The 20,781-nt window shown below is 55.0% G+C and carries 15 protein-coding genes and 3 pseudogenes; 11 read left to right on the forward strand and 7 right to left on the reverse strand.

Going from position 1 to position 20,781, the window contains the following annotated elements:
- Nucleotides 1-31: 31 nt before the first annotated feature.
- Both K7R23_RS04915 and K7R23_RS04920 read right to left on the reverse strand, forming a co-directional pair.
- Nucleotides 32-391, reverse strand: coding sequence for a type II toxin-antitoxin system HicB family antitoxin (locus K7R23_RS04915; protein ID WP_012908248.1), 360 nt, complete (start codon nucleotides 389-391; stop codon nucleotides 32-34).
- On the reverse strand, nucleotides 388-663 hold the full coding sequence (locus K7R23_RS04920; protein ID WP_012908247.1) for a type II toxin-antitoxin system HicA family toxin: 276 nt from the start codon (nucleotides 661-663) through the stop codon (nucleotides 388-390). The genes K7R23_RS04915 and K7R23_RS04920 overlap by 4 nt, the downstream gene beginning before the upstream one ends.
- Nucleotides 664-1,130: 467 nt before the next feature.
- On the opposite strand from K7R23_RS04920, the gene K7R23_RS04925 reads away from it, so the two are divergent.
- The 5 genes from K7R23_RS04925 (at nucleotide 1,131) to K7R23_RS04945 (ending at nucleotide 7,397) form a co-directional block, all read left to right on the forward strand.
- Nucleotides 1,131-2,084 (forward strand): hydroxyacid dehydrogenase, encoded by a 954-nt coding sequence (locus K7R23_RS04925; protein WP_012908246.1) that lies wholly within the window; start codon nucleotides 1,131-1,133, stop codon nucleotides 2,082-2,084.
- A 10-nt stretch (nucleotides 2,085-2,094) separates the two neighbouring features.
- Complete coding sequence (locus K7R23_RS04930) at nucleotides 2,095-2,793, forward strand: RraA family protein (RefSeq protein ID WP_012908245.1); 699 nt, start codon at nucleotides 2,095-2,097, stop codon at nucleotides 2,791-2,793.
- A gap of 65 nt (nucleotides 2,794-2,858) precedes the next feature.
- Complete coding sequence (locus K7R23_RS04935) at nucleotides 2,859-4,253, forward strand: DASS family sodium-coupled anion symporter (RefSeq protein WP_012908244.1); 1,395 nt, start codon at nucleotides 2,859-2,861, stop codon at nucleotides 4,251-4,253.
- Between the two features lie 12 nt (nucleotides 4,254-4,265).
- The gene (locus tag K7R23_RS04940) at nucleotides 4,266-5,429 is read left to right on the forward strand and encodes a metallo-dependent hydrolase (RefSeq protein ID WP_012908243.1); all 1,164 of its coding nucleotides are present in this window, start codon (nucleotides 4,266-4,268) and stop codon (nucleotides 5,427-5,429) included.
- An 84-nt stretch (nucleotides 5,430-5,513) separates the two neighbouring features.
- Nucleotides 5,514-7,397, forward strand: a complete 1,884-nt coding sequence (locus K7R23_RS04945; protein WP_012908242.1) for a sigma-54-dependent Fis family transcriptional regulator — start codon at nucleotides 5,514-5,516, stop codon at nucleotides 7,395-7,397.
- Nucleotides 7,398-7,449: 52 nt separating this feature from the next.
- Here K7R23_RS04945 and K7R23_RS04950 read toward each other — a convergent pair.
- Together K7R23_RS04950 and K7R23_RS04955 are read right to left on the reverse strand one after the other, a co-directional pair.
- A pseudogene (locus K7R23_RS04950) lies at nucleotides 7,450-8,838 on the reverse strand (DUF1996 domain-containing protein).
- Nucleotides 8,839-8,950: 112 nt separating this feature from the next.
- Nucleotides 8,951-10,147, reverse strand: coding sequence for a BaiN/RdsA family NAD(P)/FAD-dependent oxidoreductase (locus tag K7R23_RS04955; RefSeq protein WP_012908241.1), 1,197 nt, complete (start codon nucleotides 10,145-10,147; stop codon nucleotides 8,951-8,953).
- Between the two features lie 230 nt (nucleotides 10,148-10,377).
- Here K7R23_RS04955 and pitA point away from each other — a divergent pair, with 230 nt between their 5' ends.
- A complete protein-coding gene (gene pitA, locus K7R23_RS04960; RefSeq protein WP_012908240.1) occupies nucleotides 10,378-11,877 on the forward strand; it encodes an inorganic phosphate transporter PitA in 1,500 nt (499 codons plus the stop codon).
- A 122-nt stretch (nucleotides 11,878-11,999) separates the two neighbouring features.
- On the opposite strand, the gene uspB is transcribed toward pitA, so the two are convergent.
- A complete protein-coding gene (gene uspB, locus K7R23_RS04965) occupies nucleotides 12,000-12,335 on the reverse strand; it encodes a universal stress protein UspB (RefSeq protein ID WP_024133025.1) in 336 nt (111 codons plus the stop codon).
- 400 nt (nucleotides 12,336-12,735) lie between these two features.
- Between uspB and uspA the strand changes: the two genes are divergently transcribed.
- The 3 genes and pseudogenes from uspA (at nucleotide 12,736) to nadS (ending at nucleotide 15,417) form a co-directional block, all read left to right on the forward strand.
- Nucleotides 12,736-13,170 (forward strand): universal stress protein UspA, encoded by a 435-nt coding sequence (gene uspA / locus K7R23_RS04970; RefSeq protein WP_000323571.1) that lies wholly within the window; start codon nucleotides 12,736-12,738, stop codon nucleotides 13,168-13,170.
- A gap of 307 nt (nucleotides 13,171-13,477) precedes the next feature.
- Nucleotides 13,478-14,950: pseudogene (dtpB, locus tag K7R23_RS04975) on the forward strand (dipeptide/tripeptide permease DtpB).
- A 179-nt stretch (nucleotides 14,951-15,129) separates the two neighbouring features.
- Nucleotides 15,130-15,417: pseudogene (nadS, locus tag K7R23_RS04980) on the forward strand (NadS family protein).
- A gap of 48 nt (nucleotides 15,418-15,465) precedes the next feature.
- Here the strand turns inward: nadS and rsmJ are convergent.
- Entirely contained in the window at nucleotides 15,466-16,215 is a 750-nt protein-coding gene (rsmJ, locus tag K7R23_RS04985) for a 16S rRNA (guanine(1516)-N(2))-methyltransferase RsmJ (protein ID WP_012908237.1), read from the reverse strand.
- Entirely contained in the window at nucleotides 16,212-18,254 is a 2,043-nt protein-coding gene (gene prlC / locus K7R23_RS04990) for an oligopeptidase A (protein ID WP_012908236.1), read from the reverse strand. Before prlC ends, rsmJ begins: the two co-directional genes overlap by 4 nt.
- Nucleotides 18,255-18,468: 214 nt before the next feature.
- Here prlC and K7R23_RS04995 point away from each other — a divergent pair, with 214 nt between their 5' ends.
- Both K7R23_RS04995 and gorA read left to right on the forward strand, forming a co-directional pair.
- Nucleotides 18,469-19,311 (forward strand): 23S rRNA (adenine(2030)-N(6))-methyltransferase RlmJ, encoded by an 843-nt coding sequence (locus K7R23_RS04995; protein WP_012908235.1) that lies wholly within the window; start codon nucleotides 18,469-18,471, stop codon nucleotides 19,309-19,311.
- A gap of 71 nt (nucleotides 19,312-19,382) precedes the next feature.
- Nucleotides 19,383-20,735 (forward strand): glutathione-disulfide reductase, encoded by a 1,353-nt coding sequence (gene gorA / locus K7R23_RS05000; RefSeq protein ID WP_012908234.1) that lies wholly within the window; start codon nucleotides 19,383-19,385, stop codon nucleotides 20,733-20,735.
- Nucleotides 20,736-20,781 lie beyond the last annotated feature (46 nt).

Raw genomic sequence — 20,781 nt, forward strand, 5'->3', positions numbered from 1 at the left:
CGGGGCGCTGCGCTTACCCGACTTAATGGCGCTAAGCCTGCTTCAGACGTTTGCTAAGCGTATCAATGATCCAGGTATTCACTGAAACCTGTTCTTCTGCCGCCGCGGAACTTAAACGTTCGCCAAATGACTCCGGATAGCGAAGCGTAAATGTTTTCATTTTTTCCGCATGCGCATAAGGTTCAATACCCGCCTCCCGGCAATCTTCAAGGTATTCGTTTAAAGAGATCTCGCCCTCCTCCTGCAAGCCCTGGATGCTATCCGAGACAAAATCGCAATGTCCTGATAGCCCAAGAAACTTACCGCGAAACGCGTTTAGCTCAGGCACATAATTGATTACCGCAGGGTGCCCCGCGATTTCCATTGCATTTGGCGTTTTAGGTTTAATCATGGTTTAACCCCTATGCTGAGTAGCCAGTCACGCACACTCTCCACTGCGCCTTTATCCGTATCGGGTGAAGGATGAGGACGGTGAAAACAGGCAATACTGTTGTTCAATAAGAATTTGCAGCGCGAGCCGCGCCCTTCCTTAATTACGCCGCCCAACGCCTTCACCAGGGATTCTATCTCTGTCCACTTTATTCCTTGTGGTACAGGTGTTTTAAAGAGCTGTTCCAGCGTATTTCTTTGCTTTTTTCGTAAGGATAACACCTGCTGTCTCATGACATTCCCTTTATGACTTCATCCTTTGAAGTCAATTTTATGACGTCATCATATGAAGTCAAGCTTCGCCTGCCCGGCCCGCACCACCTCCCCCCGTAGGCCGGATAAGGCGTAGCCGCCATCCGGCATAAAGGTTACGCTATCAAGTATGCCTGAACCTTACAGACGTAATGGCTGCAAATGAAACAATTAGCGTCATCAAATAATATTATTCGCCGCAATATTATTTGTGATCGCCCCGTCACTCGCTATTTAATAATGCAATTCAGGGTTTTCATTTTGCAATAAAAATAGATTTTATCGCCGATATATTTTGTGAAGAATATCACCAAACAATCATTTAACGATTTTAAAACACACAAAATAAAACTTATTATTCAATAAGATAACAACAAAAATCCCTGTCGCGTATTTTGTGGCACAGGCCGTGCAATATCACCGGTGTAATCAACACTGGAGATAGTTAAATGACGTACAAAATTTTACTCCCGCAGGAAATCATGGCCGAAGGGAGAGAATATCTGGAAAGTCGCGGCTACGAACTCATTACCGGTTCCGGGATGGAAGAAGATGATATTATTCGCGACATTGCGGACTGTGACGGTATTATCGTGCGCCTGTCAAAAATGTCCGATCGCGTCTTTCAGGCGGCCAAAAAGCTGAAGGTCGTCGCACGCCACGGCGCGGGTTACGACACCGTCGATCTCGAATCGGCCAAACGCCACGGCGTGGTGATCCTTAACGCCCCCATCGCTAACAGCATGTCGGTTGCCGAACTGACCATTTTCTACATGCTCCACTGCTCGCGTAACTTCAAACTGGTCGAAGAGAAGATGCTGGAAGATTACTACTGGGCCAAGCTGCGCACGCCAAAAGTGGAGCTGGACGGCAAAACGCTCGGCCTAATCGGCGTGGGCAATATCGGCTCCCGCGTCGCCCTGAAAGCCATGAACGGCTTCAATATGCAGGTCATCGCTTACGATCCGTATAAAACCCAGCAGCAGGTGCCGCAGGGCGTACAGATGACGGACGACTTTGAGCGCATTTTCAAAGAGAGCGACTTCGTCTCTCTGCACTGCCCGACCACCGCCGAAACCACCGATTTTGTCGGTGAGAAACAGTTCTCCCTGATGAAGCCGACGGCTTATTTCATCAACACCGCGCGCGGCAAACTGGTGGATGAAAAAGCGCTTTATCACGCCCTCAGCCACAACGTCATCGCAGGCGCTGGCCTCGACGTGCTGAAAAAAGAGCCGTTTGACGCCAACGATCCGATTTTTTCACTGAGTAACGTCGTGATTGGCCCTCACATCGGCGCCGCGACCATTGAAGCGACCGATCGCGCTTCGCTGCACTCCGCCATCGGGATTGATGAGGTCCTGTCCGGTAAAAAACCATCCTGGCCAGTTCCGGGTTTTTAAGGAGAAAAACATGTCTATTGGTAACCGTATTTATTTAAAACGCCCGGAAGGCAATCCCGAACTGCTCAAAGCGTATGAACAGCTGCCGGCGGCGAATATCGCCGACACCATGAACCGTATCGCGGTGCTTGGCAACGGTATTAAACGCATCTCTGCGCCGAAAAAACCGATTATGGCAGGATTTGCTATCACCGTGAAAGCCCGCGCCGGCGATAACCTGATGCTCCATGCGGCGCTGGATATGGCGACCGAAAACGACGTGATCGTGGTTTCCAATGAAGGCGATCGCTCCCGCGCGCTGATGGGCGAAATCATGGTGGCCTATGCGCACTGCTGCAAAAAAATCGCCGGGATTGTGCTCGATGGCCCCATCCGTGATATCGACGCGCTTTCAGTACTGGACTTCCCGCTTTTCGCCACCGGCTCAAACCCCGCTGGCCCCTTTAAGGAAGGTCCTGGCGAGGTGAATACGCCGATCGCCGTCGGCGGCGTGGCGGTCAATCCGGGCGATCTGATCGTCGGCGATGCCGACGGCGTCATCGTGGTACCGCTTGGCGACGCCGAAGCGCAGCTGGCGAAAGCAAAAGAGTACTCAAAATTTGACGCAAGTAAGGTCGAAGCGGCTAAAAACGGCGCAGCGAATCGTCAGTGGGTCAGGAAGACGCTTGAAGACAAAGGCGTTGAGTTCATCGACGACACTTACCGTTAATTCAAATAAATAATAAAACGCCGCGACGTCTGGCAGGCCGCGGCTTTAAAGCAAAGGTACTTAACATGCTTTATTTAAAACTCTTACCCATTATTTTTTTCCCGGTTTTGTTCTGGATAATACCCAATCCTGAAGGCGTTTCCGCCGACACCTGGCACATGGTGGGGATTTATCTGGCGATGCTGTGCGGCCTGGTGCTGCGCCCTTTCACCGACGCGGTGATCATGCTGATCATTCTGGGATTCGCCTCTCTGGTACTCAACCCCGGCCCGCTGTTCGCCGGATTCGGCAGTCCGATGGTCTGGTTTATTATCAGCGCCTTTATTATCTGCAAAGCGTTTGTGATTACCGGCCTGGGGAAACGCATCGCCTATATGCTGCTCAGGCGCTACGGTAAAAATACCCTGACGCTCGGCTATCTGATGATGGTTACCGATACCGTTCTCGCTCCGGCCACCGGCTCAAACATGTCCCGCTCCGGCGGCATCACCTACCCTATTTTCCGCAACATTGCCGAAGCGCTGGGCTCAAAGCCGGAAGAAGGCAGCCGCAAAATCGGCGCTTATCTGACCATCCTGATGTACGTCGTTTCCATGGGCACCTCCAGCCTGTTTCTGACCGGGATGGCGACCAACTCGATTACCGTGTCGCTGGCGAATGAGATCATGCAGGTGAACCTTGAGTGGATGACCTGGTTTAAAGCCGCTGTGCTTCCCGCTGGACTGGTGCTGCTGCTGGCGCCGTGGGTGCTGTATAAACTCTATGCGCCTGAGCTGAAAACCATCGCCAACGTTAACGAAATCGCCGAACAAGGTCTGCGGGAACTGGGGCCGGTAAAGCGGGAAGAAAAGCTGCTGATCGTCTTTTTTATCCTCGGCGTGCTGGGCTGGATGACCGGTTCGCTCACCGGCATCGCTTTCATTCCCGTCGGACTTGCCTTCCTCGCCTGTCTGCTGCTGTTCGGCGTTTTAAACTGGAACGATGTGGTCAGCGAGAAAGCCGCCTGGCAAACCTTTGTCTGGTACGGGGCGTTCTACGGCTGCGCGGTCGCGCTGTCGAAGGGCGGATTTTATGTCTTCCTCGTCGACGTGATTAAAAACTATCTCGATCTGTCGCATCTCAGTGAATTCAGCGCCATCGCGGTGCTGGTATTTATCAGCCTGGCGGTACGCTATTTCTTCGTCTCCAACAGCGCCTTTGTAGTTTCTTTCTATCCGGTGCTGTTTACTCTCGGCATGACCACCCAAGCGCACCCGATGTATGTGGCGCTGTCTCTGGCGTTCTCGGCAGGCTACGGCGCGCTGCTGACCCACTATGGCAACGGCGCGGGGGTCTTTACCTTCTCCAGCGGCTATGTCCCGCAAAAAACCTTCTGGCTGTTGGGAACCATCATGGTGGTGATTAACGTGCTGATTTACCTGCTGATCGGTATTCCTTACTGGAAGCTCATCGGTATTTAACAGGAGTCATCAATGAAACTGGATATTGTGATTAAAAATGGCCTGATTGCCGATGTCGAAAGCAATGATTATGTCAATCGCAGCATTGGCATTGCCGGAAACCGGATTGTCGACCTGAATAACGTCGATGCCGCGCAGGCGGAAACGGTAATCGACGCCGCTGGCTGTATCGTACTGCCGGGGCTGATCGATTTTCACGCCCATGTCTTTCATGGCGGCACGGCGATTAGCGTTAATCCGGATATAGTCTGCCTGCCGAATGGCGTCACCAGCGTGGTGGATGCGGGAAGCAGCGGCTGGGTCAATTACCCGCTGTTTCGTCACAGCGTGATAACCCCTTCAATGGTGAAGATAAAAAGCTATCTGAACGTGGTGAACGTCGGGCTTTCCACGCTCGGCGGCGGGCCAACCGGCTATCTGGAAAACACCAATCCGGCAAACTATAACGTGGAGAAAATCGCCCAAACGCTGGCGGAAAACGGTGACAACATCCTCGGTCTGAAGTTGCGCTACAGTCAGGATATTGCCAAAGGCAAAGCGTACGCCAGCGATCCCTTTTTAACGACCGTGGCGCTCGCGCGGGAGCTGGATACTTCCCTTTGCGTTCACGTGACCGACTCCCTGCTGCCCGCAGATGAGCTGATTGGCCATTTTCAGGCCGATGATATTTACGCCCACTGTTTTCACGGGACGGGGCACTCCATCCTTGATGAGCAGGGCGACGTTTTCGCAGCGGTGAAAGAGGCTAAAGAGCGGGGCGTCATTTTTGATTGTTCGAACGGCGTGGCGCACTTTGATTTTAAGGTTGCCAGCAATGCGCTGGAACAGGGCTTTTATCCGGACATCATCAGCACCGACCTGACGCACAGAAACAGTCTGCGCACGGATAAGGTGTACAGCCTGCTGCACGTGATGTCGAAATATCTCAATATGGGCATGTCATTCTTTGATGTGCTGCGCGCGGTGACCGCGACTCCGGCTCGCCTGATGAAAATGGCAGGGCAAATCGGTACGTTGCAGCCCGGCGCCTTTGCCGATATCTCCATCGTCAAAATACGCAAAGAGCGGATTGTATTTGAAGATACGCGCGGCGTGAAAATGGAAGGCGATCGCTATATCGATAACTGCGCGACGCTGTGCAATGGTCAGATTGTCTATCGCCGTCTTCATTTTTAAGCATCGTCGGTTGAACCTTACGCGGCGGTTTGTGTAAGGTTCAGACTGCATAAAACAGGACGTCCTGGCTTAAGAGAAGAATGAATGAAGAATAATGAGATTGTTATCTTTTCCGTTTCCCGCACCATTACTCAGCGCATCGCCAATGTGTTAATTGAAAGGAAACTGGAGATACCCGTCTATGAATCTCATTATTCTGACGTGCTGGAAAAAGCGGAGGAGATGATTCAGGCGGGCACTAAAATCATTATCAGCCGCGGCGGCACGGCGGCGCTGTTACGCAGCAATGTGACGATTCCGGTGCTCGAAATCGCCCATGACTTTCACGGCGTTTATCGCATCCTGCAGGAAGCCAGACGCAAATCGCAAAAAATCGCCGCCGTCGGCTTTCCCCAGTTTTGTAATGTCCTGCGCCATTATCAAAACTTGACCAATGAAGAGTTCAAGATCTGCCAGGTCTATAACCACTATGATATTGAAAACGTGGTAAAGAGTCTGGCCAGCGATGACTATCAGCTGGTGATTGGCGGACTGACCGTCGCCGAAATGGCAAAAAAGTACGGTTTAAACGCGGTGATGGGCGACACCGATAATATCTCCATTGAGCAAGCCATTAACGAAGCCCGGAGCCTGCTGAAATATATCAACCGGGAAAACGCGAAGCTGTTAATGAGCCATTCAGCGTTAAATCAGTCGCGCGAAGGCATTATGTGTATCGATCAGATGGGCGAAGTGATCAACGTTAACGCCGCCGGAATGAGCTTATTTCAGTGCCACGTCGGGGATAAGCTGTTTAAAAAAGAGGCGTTTAAAGATTTGTACGGCAGTATTATTAACGAAATCAGCCTGAAAGAGCAGCCCGTTGAAATTAATGGCAGCCTGATTTACATCTCAATTAAACATTTTTCCCATCATCAGAACGCCTACTCCATTATCACCGGCCTGAGCCAGGACAGCGCCCTCTGGCATGCCGCCGCGAACAGGAAAAGTAAACTGCGCGGCTTTTCCACCACTTACTCTTTCGACGATATTATTGGTCAGTCGCCGGAAATCAGGAACGTCATTGAAAAAGCGAAGCTGTGCGCGCAATACGATCTGCCGGTCACGATTACCGGCGCGACCGGAACGGGCAAAGAGCTGTTCGCCCAGAGTATTCATCACCACAGCTCACGCAGCCACTCTCCCTTTATCGCCATAAACTGTGCGGCTATTCCGGAAAGCCTTCTGGAAAGCGAGCTGTTCGGCTATGCCGACGGCGCGTTTACCAACGCCCGCAAAGGCGGCAAGCCCGGTATTTTCGAAATGGCGAGAGAAGGCACGGTATTTATTGATGAAATCAGCGAAGCGCCGCTATCGGTACAGGTAAAGCTGCTGCGCGTGTTGCAGGAGAAGCAGTTTTCGCGGATCGGCGGCGACTCATTGATTACGGCGGATTTTCGCCTGATTACCGCCAGCAATAAAGCGTTAAAGGCGCTGGTCGACGCGGGCGAGTTCCGCCAGGACCTGTATTACCGCATCAACATACTGGAGCTTGAACTCCCCGCGCTGCATCAGCGTCCGGGTGACGTAATGCCGATCGTCCAGCACCTGCTGGCGCAGCAGGGCAAGACGCTGATTTTTACCCCGGAGGCCCAGGCGTTTTTGAATCGTTACCCCTGGCCGGGCAATATCCGTGAACTACAGGCGATGGTCTACCGGCTGATTGTATTGCTACAGACCGATGTGGTGAATAAAGAGATCCTTCAACAGCTGTGTCAGCTGACGCCCGCTTCGCAGGAAGAGAATGTTCACAACTCCGACTGCGAGGCAGCGACGGCGGAAACCGATCTGCTTAAAAAGCAGGAAAAGCAGCTGATCGCCCGCGTGCTTGAAACCACGGCGGGCGACCGGACCAAAGCGGCGGTGATGCTGGGGATCAGCCCCACCACCCTGTGGCGTAAGCTTAAAGAGCATCGCATCGGCGGGTAGTCCGCCGCGCGTGACCGGGACAGACGACCCGGCCACAGAACGGATGAACGGATTAAATTTCCGGGGTGTTTTTGTATCCGGTCAGCATCAGCAGCAGGCTCTGGCTGGAGTCCGCCGGGGCGAATTCATAATGGTTACCCTGACGATCGCCGCCGATATACTAGGAGATTTCGCTTTTCCCTTCCGCCAGCGCTTTACGCACTACCCGATCGATATCGATATAACGGTACTCATGCGAGTCGTTAATATACAGGATGGCATCAGAGCGGTAATTGATGGCGGGCTTGTTGCTCCATCTAACGTCAGCGGCGCGCCAGTCATTGTTGGTAGGGTAAAAGAAGATCTGATCCGCGCCGTTGTGTTCGGTTTTGCCGCCGTAGAGACGAATCCGGTATTTAAACAGGGAGGCGTCCATACCGGCTGGCAGAGCGGGAATTTTAAACTTCACCAGCGTCAGCGTTTCCGGGTGTCGGGTCCGGCCGCCGTTTGACCAGTCGTCCTGCACATACAGTTTTTCCGCACCGGCGTGAGGCGTATCCTCTTCGCTGCTGACCCAGCTGTTCTCTTCCGCTTTACTGTAAGCGTAAGGAACCATGGTGCCGCAATCCATTCCCTGGTTCATACAAAGATCGGTCATAAACCGCGCGCTGTCTTCCTTCCAGCCGTTCATAAAATCGGCATGGGCGGTATAAATGCTTCCCCAGCGCTCCTGACGTTTATCACCGTCCATGAGCGGATCCATCGACAGTTCGATTTTAGCGGTATCCAGCGATGTTATCTGCGGCAGCACATACGCGATATTCATATTCACCGTCGGGATTTTCACCGGATATTGCGCCGGACATTTCCCGTTATCGGCATAAACCGCATTGCTGTGGCCGTGAGCAGGTTTGAGATTGACGCCGTCCCAACAGTTGGGGAAGGCAATACCGATGGCATCGCCCGCTTTACGCAGGCCGCAAACCTCTCCGGCCTTGTTGGAATAGCCTTTGCCATTGGCGCATAAAAAGGAGATGGCGGAACTGGGGCCAGTGCCATGATGATCGCCCGCCAGCAGCTCCAGCCCTGGCGGGAAGGGATGGAGAGGATATTGCGTGACGTTGGTGGTCTGGTAGTAGGTTTTCTGATACGCCGGTTTGACGACTTCGCCATTGGGTAATTTCATCGACGGCGCCCAGTAAGCTGAGCTGTCCGCTTTGTTATCGCAGGTGGTGTCTGGCTGCGCGCGTAAGGTTTGATAAGTTGATACTGAGTCGGTATGCGTATTGCCAAAAAAGTCATGCCACATGGCCTGATTGGCTTTGCCAAACATCATAATGGCGTCGTCGCCCAGCGTATGGCTGTAGCCGCAAACTACCTGCGCCTGCGGCCCGGCGTGGGCCGAAAAGGCGCCAGCCGAAGCAAGAGCGACCAGAACGGAAGAGACAAGATTGAGTTTCATGTTTGCTGACCTGTTGATTACGGGTAGCGTCAGCAATAACAAAGCAGCGCGCGATGTTGCACATCATTAATTATCAATTCCGCTCAAAGGCGCAGGCGCTTAGCGGATGAGGTTAATCACGCCGGGCTAAATCCTGCGCGCACGCCCAGGCGCTCGACCATGCCCACTGGAAGTTGTAGCCGCCCAGCCAGCCGGTAACGTCCATCACTTCGCCAATGAAATAGAGACCCGGCACATGACGGGCTTCCATTGTGCGCGATGACAGTTCGTTGGTATCGACTCCGCCGAGCGTCACTTCCGCGGTGCGGTAGCCTTCGGTGCCGTTAGGCTGCACGCGCCAGGCGGTCAGCGTGTCGACCAGCGTCTGCTGGTCGCGGACGTTGAGCTGCTTAAGCGAGCCGTCCGGAATTTGCCCGAGCTGTTGCAGACATTCCACCAGCCGCTTCGGCAGATGCATCGCCAGCGTATTTTTCAGGCTTTGATTAGGATGAGCGCTACGCTGCTGGTTAAGGAAAGCGTCCGGATCGACATCCGGCAGCAGATTTATGCTGACATATTCGCCCGGCAGCCAGAAGCTGGAAATCTGTAAAACCGCCGGGCCTGAAAGCCCGCGATGGGTGAAAAGCAGATTTTCCCGGAAAACGGTGCCGTCCTCGGCGGTAATGACCGACGGAACGGAAACGCCGGAAAGCGTCTGAAGCTGCTCCAGCAAAGGTTTATGCAGCGTAAAAGGCACCAGCCCGGCGCGGGTAGGCAGCACCTTCAGGCCAAACTGTTCGGCAATTTTATACCCAAACGGCGTCGCGCCAAGACCGGGCATGGAAAGCCCGCCGGAGGCGATCACCAGCTTTTTCGCGCCAACGGTCATGCCGTTAAGCTCCAGCGTAAAGCCCTCATCATCACGCGCAACGCTCAATACTTCGCTGCGTAAGCGGAGGGTAACATTGCCTTTTTCGCATTCCGCCACCAGCATATCGACGATTTGCTGAGCGGAATCATCGCAGAACAGCTGGCCGAGCGTTTTCTCATGCCAGGCGATACCGTACCTGCCGACCAGATCGATAAAATCCCACTGGCTATAGCGCGCCAGCGCCGATTTGCAAAAATGCGGGTTCTGACTGAGATAGGCCGCGGGTTCGACATAAAGATTGGTAAAGTTGCAGCGTCCCCCGCCGGACATCAGGATCTTGCGGCCCGGTTTCTTACCGTTATCGATAAGCAGCACCCGGCAGCCCGCCTGCCCTGCCTGAGCGGCGCAGAACATACCCGCCGCGCCAGCGCCTATAATAATGGCATCGAACCTTTCCACTTTGCGTTCCTCTCTGAAATCCGGGCGTGAATTGTAAAGTTATCTCAGTGGTCGCACCAGCGACAAAAACGGCGGCAATGAGTATTTGCCTGAAATCTATAAGATAATTCTTTAGAGGCAGCTCGGGATGCAGGCGCTAAATCAAAAAAAGTCTATATTTCACTTTGCCCGCGCCGCTAAAGTCACTGATAATGCGCCGCGTTCATGTCCTCAAAATGGCGTAACGTCCTATGCTACATTTGTTTGCTGGCCTGGATTTACATACCGGGCTTTTATTATTGCTTGCTCTGGCCTTTGTGCTGTTCTACGAAGCGATAAACGGCTTCCATGACACAGCCAACGCAGTAGCAACCGTAATCTACACCCGCGCGATGCGTTCGCAGCTGGCGGTGGTTATGGCTGCGCTGTTTAACTTCTTTGGTGTGCTACTGGGAGGTCTCAGCGTGGCCTATGCCATTGTGCATATGCTGCCGACGGACCTGCTGCTTAACATGGGCTCCACGCATGGACTTGCGATGGTGTTCTCTATGCTGCTGGCGGCGATCATCTGGAACCTCGGGACCTGGTATTTTGGGTTACCGGCATCCAGCTCCCACACATTGATTGGCGCCATCATCGGCATCGGTTTAACCAATGCCCTGATGACCGGCACATCCGTTGTCGACGCGCTGAACATCCCGAAAGTGATCGGCATTTTTGCCTCGCTTATCATCTCGCCGATCGTCGGCCTGGTGGTCGCGGGCGGCCTGATTTTCCTTCTGCGTCGTTACTGGAGCGGCACCAAAAAGCGCGCCCGTATCCACCTGACGCCGGCGGAACGTGAAAAGAAAGACGGCAAGAAAAAACCGCCTTTCTGGACCCGTATCGCCCTGATCCTCTCGGCTATCGGCGTGGCGTTTTCACACGGCGCGAACGACGGGCAGAAAGGCATTGGTCTGGTCATGCTGGTACTGATTGGCGTGGCGCCTGCGGGCTTCGTGGTAAACATGAACGCCTCGGGTTACGAAATTACCCGCACCCGTGATGCGATCAACAACGTCGAGATCTATTTCCAGCAGCATCCTGACCTGCTGAAAAAAGTCACCGGCGTCGACCAACTTATTCCGTCCCCGGAACCGGCCGCCACGCAGCCAGCGGAATTCCACTGCCATCCGGCAAACACCATCAACGCGCTGGAGCGCGCGAAGGCGATGCTGGCGAACAACGTGGAAAGCTATGACAAGCTGAGCGTTGAGCAGCGCAGCCAGCTGCGTCGCATTATGCTGTGCATCTCCGACACCACCGATAAAGTGACGAAGCTGCCGGGCGTGAGCGCTGACGACCAGCGTCTGCTGAAAAAACTGAAAACCGATATGCTGAACACCATCGAATATGCGCCTGTCTGGATCATTATGGCGGTCGCGCTGGCGCTGGGTATTGGCACCATGATCGGCTGGCGTCGCGTGGCGACCACCATCGGCGAGAAAATCGGTAAGAAAGGCATGACCTATGCCCAGGGGATGTCCGCGCAGATGACGGCGGCGGTCTCTATCGGTCTGGCCAGCTACACCGGGATGCCGGTCTCCACCACGCACGTCCTCTCCTCCTCGGTGGCGGGTACGATGGTGGTCGACGGCGGCGGTTTGCAGCGTAAGACGGTTACCAGCATTCTGATGGCGTGGGTATTTACGCTGCCAGCGGCGATCCTGCTGTCCGGTACGCTGTACTGGATTGCGCTGAAGCTTATCTAAGCGGAAGCCGCGTCGGATGGCGGCGATACCTTCTCCGGCCTACAGATAAACGCAGGCCGGGCCGGCGGATAGACGAAATAAAGCGTATGAGCGGGTCAGGAAACTGGCCCGTTTTTTTATGCTCAGTGCCAGATCATCAATGCGATAAGGCTGATGACCACCAGACCGCACAGCGCGCTGGTCAGAATAAACTGGCCGCGAACCCGCTCGCAGCGGCGGATAAACTCTTCATCGTGGTGATCGCGGTAGCGCTGGGCATAGATATACCACACCAGCCGCACCTGTTTGTTGGGTTGACCATGCGCGGTGAAAAAACCGCCGCCATCCACATACTGGTAGAGCAACGGATCGCAACCCCGAAGTACCACTAATAGCGCGCGTAACGATGAGAAATAGCGCACCATATTAACAATGCATACGACACATAACGCCCAGAACAATGCGACGGTGCTTATCATACGACCTCCCCGGCGACCCGCCCTCGGAGTTCCTCTCCGGGACTACCGCTCCCCAGACTTGCCAGACAGTTCAATGAAAGAGTACGACCAAAACCGCTCATGGTGATGCATAGCATCCGAGCGGCTTTATTTATAGTGTAGGAGATCAGTTAATTTTTTTGCCATAAGGTTAATCACTATCAATGCAATTAGCGCAAAAATTTGTTTAACTAACTGGTAAGCAAGGCGGATTGACGGATTATCCCGCCCACTATAAGGTAAAGATAATCTGTACCAATCACATCGCGGCTGAGCTGGCCCCGCGTAAATAAATCGCAGAGTTCGCAGGACGCGGGTGACGCGACGGCACCAGAAACGTCAGCTGGCTGGTCATCGACAACTTTATGGAAGGAGTAATACTATGGCTTACAAACACATTCTCATCGCGGTTGATCTTTCTCCGGAGAGTAAAGTTCTGGTAGAAAAAGCGGTCTCGATGGCGCGTCCCTATAACGCAAAAGTTTCCCTGATCCACGTTGATGTAAACTACTCTGACCTGTATACCGGCCTGATTGACGTTAATCTGGGCGACATGCAAAAACGCATCTCTGAAGAAACCCACCACGCATTGACCGAGCTGTCCACCAACGCAGGCTACCCCATCACGGAAACCCTGAGCGGCAGCGGCGATCTCGGACAGGTGCTGGTAGACGCTATTAAGAAATACGATATGGACCTGGTCGTTTGCGGCCATCACCAGGACTTCTGGAGCAAGCTGATGTCCTCCGCGCGCCAGCTGATCAACACCGTTCACGTTGATATGCTGATTGTGCCGCTGCGCGACGAAGAAGAGTAAGTCTTCCCTGCCGGATGAGGGCGTACCTTATCCGGCCTACGGTTCGCCGCCTTTTACAGGCCCCATCCGACACAAACCTGTTCTCACGCCAACGCCCGCTTCTGCGGGCGTTTTTTATGTCTTCTTCAGAACTTCACGCCAGCGGCAAAATGATAATTAGTGTGATCAACTAATTAGATCGAAAACAATCTGTATAATAATCTATTCACGCGGTTAATAACCGCAGTCTATAACAGAGTCAGACATTTTCGGCGCGTTTTGTTTTACGCGTCATACTTTTTGGGATGGCATCAAAAGGCGAAAGAATATGAATACAACAGCACCCGGGGGTTTGCTCCAGCAACCCCGCCCGTTCTTTATGATCTTTTTTGTCGAATTATGGGAACGTTTTGGCTATTACGGCGTTCAGGGCATCCTGGCGGTTTTCTTTGTTAAACAGCTCGGCTTTTCGCAGGAACAGGCGTTTGTCACCTTTGGCGCCTTCGCCGCGCTGGTCTACGGCCTGATCTCCATCGGCGGCTACGTTGGCGACCATCTGCTTGGCACCAAACGCACGCTGGTGCTGGGGGCGATTGTCCTGGCGATCGGCTACTTTATGACCGGAATGTCATTGCTCAGGCCTAACCTGATTTTTATCGCGCTGGGGACCATCGCCGTGGGTAACGGGCTGTTTAAGGCCAACCCGGCGAGCCTGCTCTCCAAATGCTATCCGCCAAAAGATCCGCGGCTGGATGGCGCCTTCACCCTGTTTTATATGTCGATCAACATCGGTTCGCTGCTCTCGCTGTCTCTGGCGCCGGTGATTGCGGATAAATTCGGCTATGCCGTCACCTACAACCTGTGCGGCGCGGGGCTGATTGTCGCGCTGCTGGTCTATTTCGCCTGCCGCGGAATGGTGAAGAATATCGGTTCCGCGCCGGACCATCAGCCGCTCCGCTTCCGCAATCTGCTGTACGTGCTGGTGGGCACGGTGGTAATGGTTTTCCTCTGCGCCTGGCTGATGCACAACGTACAGATCGCCAATCTGGTGCTGATTGTGCTCTCCATCGCGGTAACGATTATCTTCTTCCGCCAGGCGTTTAAGCTGGATAAAACCGGGCGCAACAAGATGTTTGTCGCATTCATTCTGATGATTGAAGCGGTGCTGTTCTACATCCTGTACGCGCAGATGCCGACTTCGCTCAACTTCTTCGCCATTAATAACGTCCATCATCAGATCCTCGGCTTCACCATCAACCCGGTGAGCTTCCAGGCGCTGAACCCGTTCTGGGTGGTGGTCGCCAGTCCGGTACTGGCGGCGATTTATACCCGTCTGGGCAGCAAAGGCAAAGATCTGACGATGCCGATGAAGTTTACCCTCGGGATGTTCCTGTGCTCGCTCGGCTTTCTGACCGCGGCCGCCGCCGGTATGTGGTTTGCCGATGCGCAGGGGCTGACCTCGCCGTGGTTTATCGTGCTGGTGTATCTGTTCCAGAGTCTGGGCGAACTGCTGATTAGCGCGCTGGGGCTGGCGATGGTTGCCGCGCTGGTTCCGCAGCAGCTGATGGGCTTTATTCTCGGAATGTGGTTCCTCACCTAGGCCGCCGCGTTTCTGCTCGGCGGCTACGTGGCGACCTTTACCGCCGTCCCGGAAAATATCACAGACCCGCTACAGACGTTACCCATCTACACTGGCGTGTTCAGTAAAATCGGCCTGGTGACGCTCGGCGTCACGGTGGTCATGGCGCTGATGGTGCCGTGGCTGAACCGGATGATTAATACGCCAGACAGCAAACAGTAACCGTACCGCTTGTGCCGGAGGGCGGCTACGCCTTATCCGGCCTGCGGGCGCTTCATCATTTTGCTGCCGATAGCGGATGGTGCGTTTTTGCCTTTGTACTCTTACAGTGTAAGAGTATAATTCGGACAAAACAGGTCATCATGGACGAACCTGACCATGAATGATAAAGAGGGCTCATTATGAGTGATTTCTTTAAAGAGCTGATGGAGTCCGCTACCGAAGCCGTGGAAATCAGTCAGGGTAAAAAATCCGCAGCCCGGGTAACACGCTACGAACTCCCTGACGTCAAAGCCATACGTAAGCAAGCGAATATGAAGCAGGATGAATTTGCCTAGGCGATTGGCGTCTCCTCATCGCTGGTACAGGCATGGGAACAGAACAGACGTATTCCCACGGGCACCTGCCTGAAAGTACTTCGCGTGATTGAACGTAACCCGGAAATGGTTAGCCTTTTCAAGACGGCTTAACATGTTTGCCGTAGGCCCGATAAGCGTCGCGCCATCGGGCCATAACGACTACGGCGTACCGGGGTAGATATCGAACCGGTGTCCTTTGGTGACCACGGCGTTTGGCGTGGTGACGTCGGCGAGCGGCGGCGCATAGTCCGGGCGCTTGACCACCACGCGTTTCGTGGCAAGCAGACGCGCCGGTTCCAGCAGCCCGTCAGCGTCCAGATCCGCTCCCACCAGCGACTGAAATACCCGCATCTCTTTTTTCACCAGCGCGCTTTTCTGCTTGTGCGGAAACATCGGATCGAGATAGACCACCTGCGGACGCGGCGTGATGTCGGTCAGCGCCGTCAGGCTGGAGGCGTGGATGAGCTGTAAACGCTCCTGCAACCAGCCGCCAATCTCCGGGTCCGCATAGCCGCGCTTAAGCCCGTCATCAAGCAAAGCGGCCACCGCCGGGTTACGCTCCAGCATCCGCACGCGACAGCCTACGGAGGCCAGCACAAACGCGTCGCGTCCCAGCCCCGCCGTGGCGTCAACGACATCTGGCAGATAGTCGCCTTTGATACCCACCGCTTTCGCCACCGCTTCGCCACGACCGCCGCCAAATTTGCGCCGGTGCGCCATCGCCCCGCCGACAAAATCGACGTAAATACCGCCCAGCTTCGGTTCGTCACGCTTGCGCAGTTCCAGATGCCCGCTGGTCATCACCAGCGCCATCAGGTTGTCTTCATCGTGCTCAAGCCCCCAGCGGGCGGCAAGAACAGATAAGGCGCCGTCTCCGGCGCCCGTTTCATCGACTAAACAGATTTTCACTGATGGATTCCGTAATGCTCCAGCATCGCATCCAGCTGCGGCTCGCGGCCACGGAAGCGTTTGAACAGCACCATCGGCTCTTCGGAACCGCCGCGGGTCAGGATGTTATCAAGGAACGACTGTCCGGTTTCGCGGTTGAAAATCCCCTCTTCTTCAAAGCGGGAATAAGCGTCTGCCGCCAGCACGTCCGCCCACAGGTAGCTGTAATAGCCCGCCGCATAGCCACCGGCAAAGATATGGCTGAAGGCGTGCGGGAAACGACCCCAGTGCGGCGACGGCACCACGGCAACCTGCTTTTTGATCTCAGCCAGCGTCTCAAGGATTTTCGCCCCCTGCTGCGGGTCGAATTCCGCATGCAGGCGGAAGTCGAACAGGCCGAACTCCAGCTGGCGCAGAATAAACAGCGCCGCCTGGTAATTCTTCGCCGCCAGCATTTTATCCAGCAGCGCCTGCGGCAGCGGCTCGCCGGTTTCATAGTGACCGGAGATAAACGCCAGCGCGTCCGGCTCCCAGCACCAGTTCTCCATGAACTGGCTCGGCAGTTCGACGGCATCCCACGGTACGCCGCTGATGCCGGAAACCCCGGCGGTTTCGATACGGGTCAGCATGTGGTGCAAACCGTGACCGAACTCATGGAACAGGGTGATCACCTCATCATGGGTGAACAGCGCCGGTTTACCGTTAACCGGTCGGTTGAAGTTACAGGTCAGGTAAGCGACCGGCTTTTGCAGCGAACCGTCGGCTTTGCGCATCTGACCTACGCAGTCGTCCATCCACGCCCCGCCGCGTTTGTTTTCGCGGGCGTACAGGTCGAGATAGAAGCTGCCGCGCAGTTCGTTGTTGTCGTCATACAGCTCGAAGAAGCGCACGTCCGGATGCCAGGTATCAACGTCGTTGCGCTCTTTGGCAATAATGCCATAAATGCGCTTCACCACCTCAAACAGGCCGTTAACGGCTTTGTTTTCCGGGAAGTACGGGCGCAGCTGTTCGTCGCTAATGCTGTACAGATGCTGCTTTTGCTTCTCGCTGTAGTACGCGATATCCCACGGTTGTAGTTCATCAACGCCGAACTCCGCGCTGGCGAAGGCGCGCAGCTGCGCCAGCTCTTTCTCGCCCTGCGGACGGGCGCGTTTCGCCAGATCGGTTAAGAAATCGAGCACCTGCTGCGGGTTTTCCGCCATTTTGGTGGCGAGGGATTTATCGGCATAGCTGTCAAAGCCGAGCAGTTGCGCCAGTTCGTGACGCAGCGCGAGGATCTCCGCCATCACCGGACTGTTGTCCCATTTACCGGCGTTCGGCCCCTGATCGGAGGCGCGGGTGCTATAGGCGCGGTACATCTCTTCACGAAGCTGCCCGTTGTCGCAGTAGGTCATCACCGGCAGGTAGCTTGGAATGTCCAGCGTCAGCAGGTAACCTTCCTGCTCTTTCGCTTCGGCCTGCGCTTTTGCCGCCGCCAGCGCGCTTTCCGGCATTCCCGCCAGCTCCGCCTCATCGGTAATCAGTTTTGTCCAGCCCTGCGTCGCGTCGAGCACATTGTTGCTGTACTGGTTGCCCAGTTCGGACAATCGGGCGGCGATTTCGCCGTAGCGCTGCTGTTTATCTTTCGGCAGGCCGATGCCGGACAGTTCAAAATCACGCAGCGCGTTATCGACCGCTTTTTTCTGTGCGGTGTTCAGGGCGGCGTAATGATCGCCGTCGCGCAGGTCGCGGTACGCTTTGTACAGCCCTTCATGTTGCCCGACCCAGGTGCTGTACTCCGACAGCAGCGGCAGCGTTTGCTCGTAGGCTTCGCGCAGTTCCGGGCTGTTTTTCACCGAATTCAGGTGGCTGACCGGGGAGAAAATCCGCCCCAGCACATCATCAACTTCGGCAAGCGGCTGGCAGAGGTTTTCCCAAGTGTACGGCGCGCCCTGCACTACCACGCGTTCCACATTTTCCCGACAGTCGTTCAGCGCTTTGGTTACAGCCGGAACGACATGCTCAGGCTTGATTTGGGAAAATGGCGGTAGCTCGAAGGGCGTCAGTAAAGGATTGGTCATAAGCGCTGTCCTGTTTGAAAGAGGTGTATGAAGCGCGCATCCGGCGCTGTGCAATATCCCTGTAGAATGGGGATAAGTGTAGAGGATTTCAATGCCAGGCGTTGTGCTTTCGCGGCGATGGCGAGTTTTCTGTATACTGTGGCGATATGCTCTGTTTACGCCCGATAACGCGACGCTTTCGGGCCTACGTTTATAACCTGGAACACGTTTACCCATGCTCAGTTATCGCCACAGCTTTCACGCTGGCAACCACGCCGACGTCCTGAAACACACCGTTCAGAGTCTGATCATTGAATCGCTGAAAGAGAAAGAAAAACCGTTTCTCTATCTGGACACCCATGCCGGCGCGGGTCGTTATCAGCTGAGCGGCGAACAGGCCGAGCGTACCGGGGAATACCTGGAAGGCATCGCCCGTATCTGGCAGCAGGATGACCTGCCCGCCGAGCTGGAGCCATACATCAGCGTGGTGGAGCACTTCAACCGCAGCGGCCAGCTGCGCTACTATCCGGGTTCGCCGCTTATCGCCCGCCAGCTGCTGCGCGAGCAGGACAGCCTGCAACTGACCGAGCTGCACCCGAGCGACTTTCCGCTGCTGCGCGGCGAATTTCAGAAGGACAGCCGCGCCCGCGTGGAGCGCGCCGACGGCTATCAGCAGCTGAAGTCTAAGCTGCCGCCGGTCTCCCGTCGCGGTCTGATCCTCATCGACCCGCCTTATGAAATTAAGAGCGACTACCTGGCGGTGGTGAACGGCATCAGCGATGGCTATAAACGGTTTGCTACCGGCACCTACGCTCTGTGGTATCCGGTAGTGCTGCGCCAGCAGGTTAAACGCATGATCCATGCCCTGGAAGCCACCGGCATCCGTAAGATTCTGCAAATTGAGCTGGCGGTACGCCCGGACAGCGATCAGCGCGGCATGACCGCTTCCGGCATGATTGTCATTAACCCGCCGTGGAAGCTGGAAGCGCAGATGAACAACGTGCTGCCGTGGCTGCACAGCAAGCTGTCGCCAGCGGGGACCGGACAGACGTCGGTCAGTTGGATCGTCCCCGAGTAATCACAGCCATCGGTGGAACCAATTGATATCAGGTATACAATCGCAGCAATCTGAACTGAAGGATAAGAGCTATGAGCAAGCATTATGACTACATCGCTATCGGCGGTGGCAGCGGCGGTATCGCCTCGATCAACCGTGCAGCGATGTACGGCCAGAAGTGTGCGCTGATTGAAGCCAAAGAGCTGGGCGGCACCTGCGTCAACGTTGGCTGCGTACCGAAAAAAGTGATGTGGCATGCCGCGCAGATCCGTGAAGCCATCCATCTGTACGGCCCGGACTATGGTTTTGACACCACCATCAATACGTTCAACTGGCAGACCTTGATCGCCAGCCGTACCGCCTATATCGACCGTATTCACACCTCTTACGACAACGTGCTGGGCAAAAATAACGTCGATGTGATCAGAGGCTTTGCCCGTTTTGTCGATGCGAAAACCATTGAGGTTAACGGCGAAACCCTGACTGCCGACCATATCCTGATCGCCACCGGCGGACGTCCGAGCCATCCGGATATTCCGGGCGTGGAGTATGGCATCGACTCCGACGGTTTCTTTGAGCTACCCGCTCTGCCGGAGCGCGTGGCGGTTGTCGGCGCGGGCTATATCGCCGTTGAACTGGCGGGAGTGATTAACGGCCTGGGCGCGAAGACGCACCTGTTCGTGCGTAAACACGCGCCGCTGCGCAGTTTTGACCCGATGATCAGCGAAACGCTGGTGGAAGTGATGAACGCTGAAGGCCCGCAACTTCACACCCACGCGATTCCGAAAGCGGTGGTGAAAAATGCCGACGGCAGCCTGACCCTGGAACTGGAAGACGGTCGCAGCGAAACGGTCGATTGCCTGATCTGGGCGATTGGTCGCGAACCCGCGACCGACAATTTCAACCTGGCGGCTACTGGGGTGAAAACCAACGAAAAAGGCTACATCATCGTTGATAAATACCAGAACACGAATGTGGAAGGAATTTACGCCGTCGGCGATAACACCGGCGCGGTGGAGCTAACGCCGGTGGCGGTAGCCGCGGGCCGTCGTCTTTCCGAACGCCTGTTTAACAACAAGCCGGACGAGCATCTGGACTACAGCAATATCCCAACGGTGGTGTTTAGCCATCCGCCTATCGGCACCGTCGGTTTAACCGAGCCGCAGGCGCGCGAGCAGTATGGCGATGAGCAGGTGAAAATCTACAAATCGTCGTTTACCGCCATGTACACCGCCGTTACCTCTCACCGCCAGCCGTGCCGTATGAAGCTGGTGTGTATCGGTCCGGAAGAGAAGATTGTCGGTATCCACGGCATCGGCTTCGGCATGGATGAAATGTTGCAGGGCTTCGCGGTCGCGCTGAAGATGGGCGCCACCAAGAAAGACTTCGATAACACTGTGGCGATCCACCCGACGGCAGCAGAAGAGTTTGTGACAATGCGTTAATCCTGTTGCGCCCATTTCGTCATGAGATGGGCGCAAGAAATTCCCG

The organism is Citrobacter rodentium NBRC 105723 = DSM 16636 (genome assembly GCF_021278985.1).
Lineage (GTDB): Bacteria > Pseudomonadota > Gammaproteobacteria > Enterobacterales > Enterobacteriaceae > Citrobacter_A > Citrobacter_A rodentium.

What these genes read in the sequence shown, in the direction of transcription:
- uspA (WP_000323571.1), top strand. Translation starts at nt 12,736, where the DNA reads ATGGCTTACAAACACATTCTCATCGCGGTTGATCTTTCTCCGGAGAGT.
- pitA (WP_012908240.1), top strand. Translation starts at nt 10,378, where the DNA reads ATGCTACATTTGTTTGCTGGCCTGGATTTACATACCGGGCTTTTATTA.
- K7R23_RS04930 (WP_012908245.1), top strand. Translation starts at nt 2,095, where the DNA reads ATGTCTATTGGTAACCGTATTTATTTAAAACGCCCGGAAGGCAATCCC.
- K7R23_RS04925 (WP_012908246.1), top strand. Translation starts at nt 1,131, where the DNA reads ATGACGTACAAAATTTTACTCCCGCAGGAAATCATGGCCGAAGGGAGA.
- prlC (WP_012908236.1), bottom strand. Translation starts at nt 18,254, where the DNA reads ATGACCAATCCTTTACTGACGCCCTTCGAGCTACCGCCATTTTCCCAA.
- K7R23_RS04935 (WP_012908244.1), top strand. Translation starts at nt 2,859, where the DNA reads ATGCTTTATTTAAAACTCTTACCCATTATTTTTTTCCCGGTTTTGTTC.
- gorA (WP_012908234.1), top strand. Translation starts at nt 19,383, where the DNA reads ATGAGCAAGCATTATGACTACATCGCTATCGGCGGTGGCAGCGGCGGT.
- uspB (WP_024133025.1), bottom strand. Translation starts at nt 12,335, where the DNA reads ATGATAAGCACCGTCGCATTGTTCTGGGCGTTATGTGTCGTATGCATT.
- K7R23_RS04915 (WP_012908248.1), bottom strand. Translation starts at nt 391, where the DNA reads ATGATTAAACCTAAAACGCCAAATGCAATGGAAATCGCGGGGCACCCT.
- K7R23_RS04945 (WP_012908242.1), top strand. Translation starts at nt 5,514, where the DNA reads ATGAAGAATAATGAGATTGTTATCTTTTCCGTTTCCCGCACCATTACT.
- K7R23_RS04920 (WP_012908247.1), bottom strand. Translation starts at nt 663, where the DNA reads ATGAGACAGCAGGTGTTATCCTTACGAAAAAAGCAAAGAAATACGCTG.
- K7R23_RS04995 (WP_012908235.1), top strand. Translation starts at nt 18,469, where the DNA reads ATGCTCAGTTATCGCCACAGCTTTCACGCTGGCAACCACGCCGACGTC.
- K7R23_RS04940 (WP_012908243.1), top strand. Translation starts at nt 4,266, where the DNA reads ATGAAACTGGATATTGTGATTAAAAATGGCCTGATTGCCGATGTCGAA.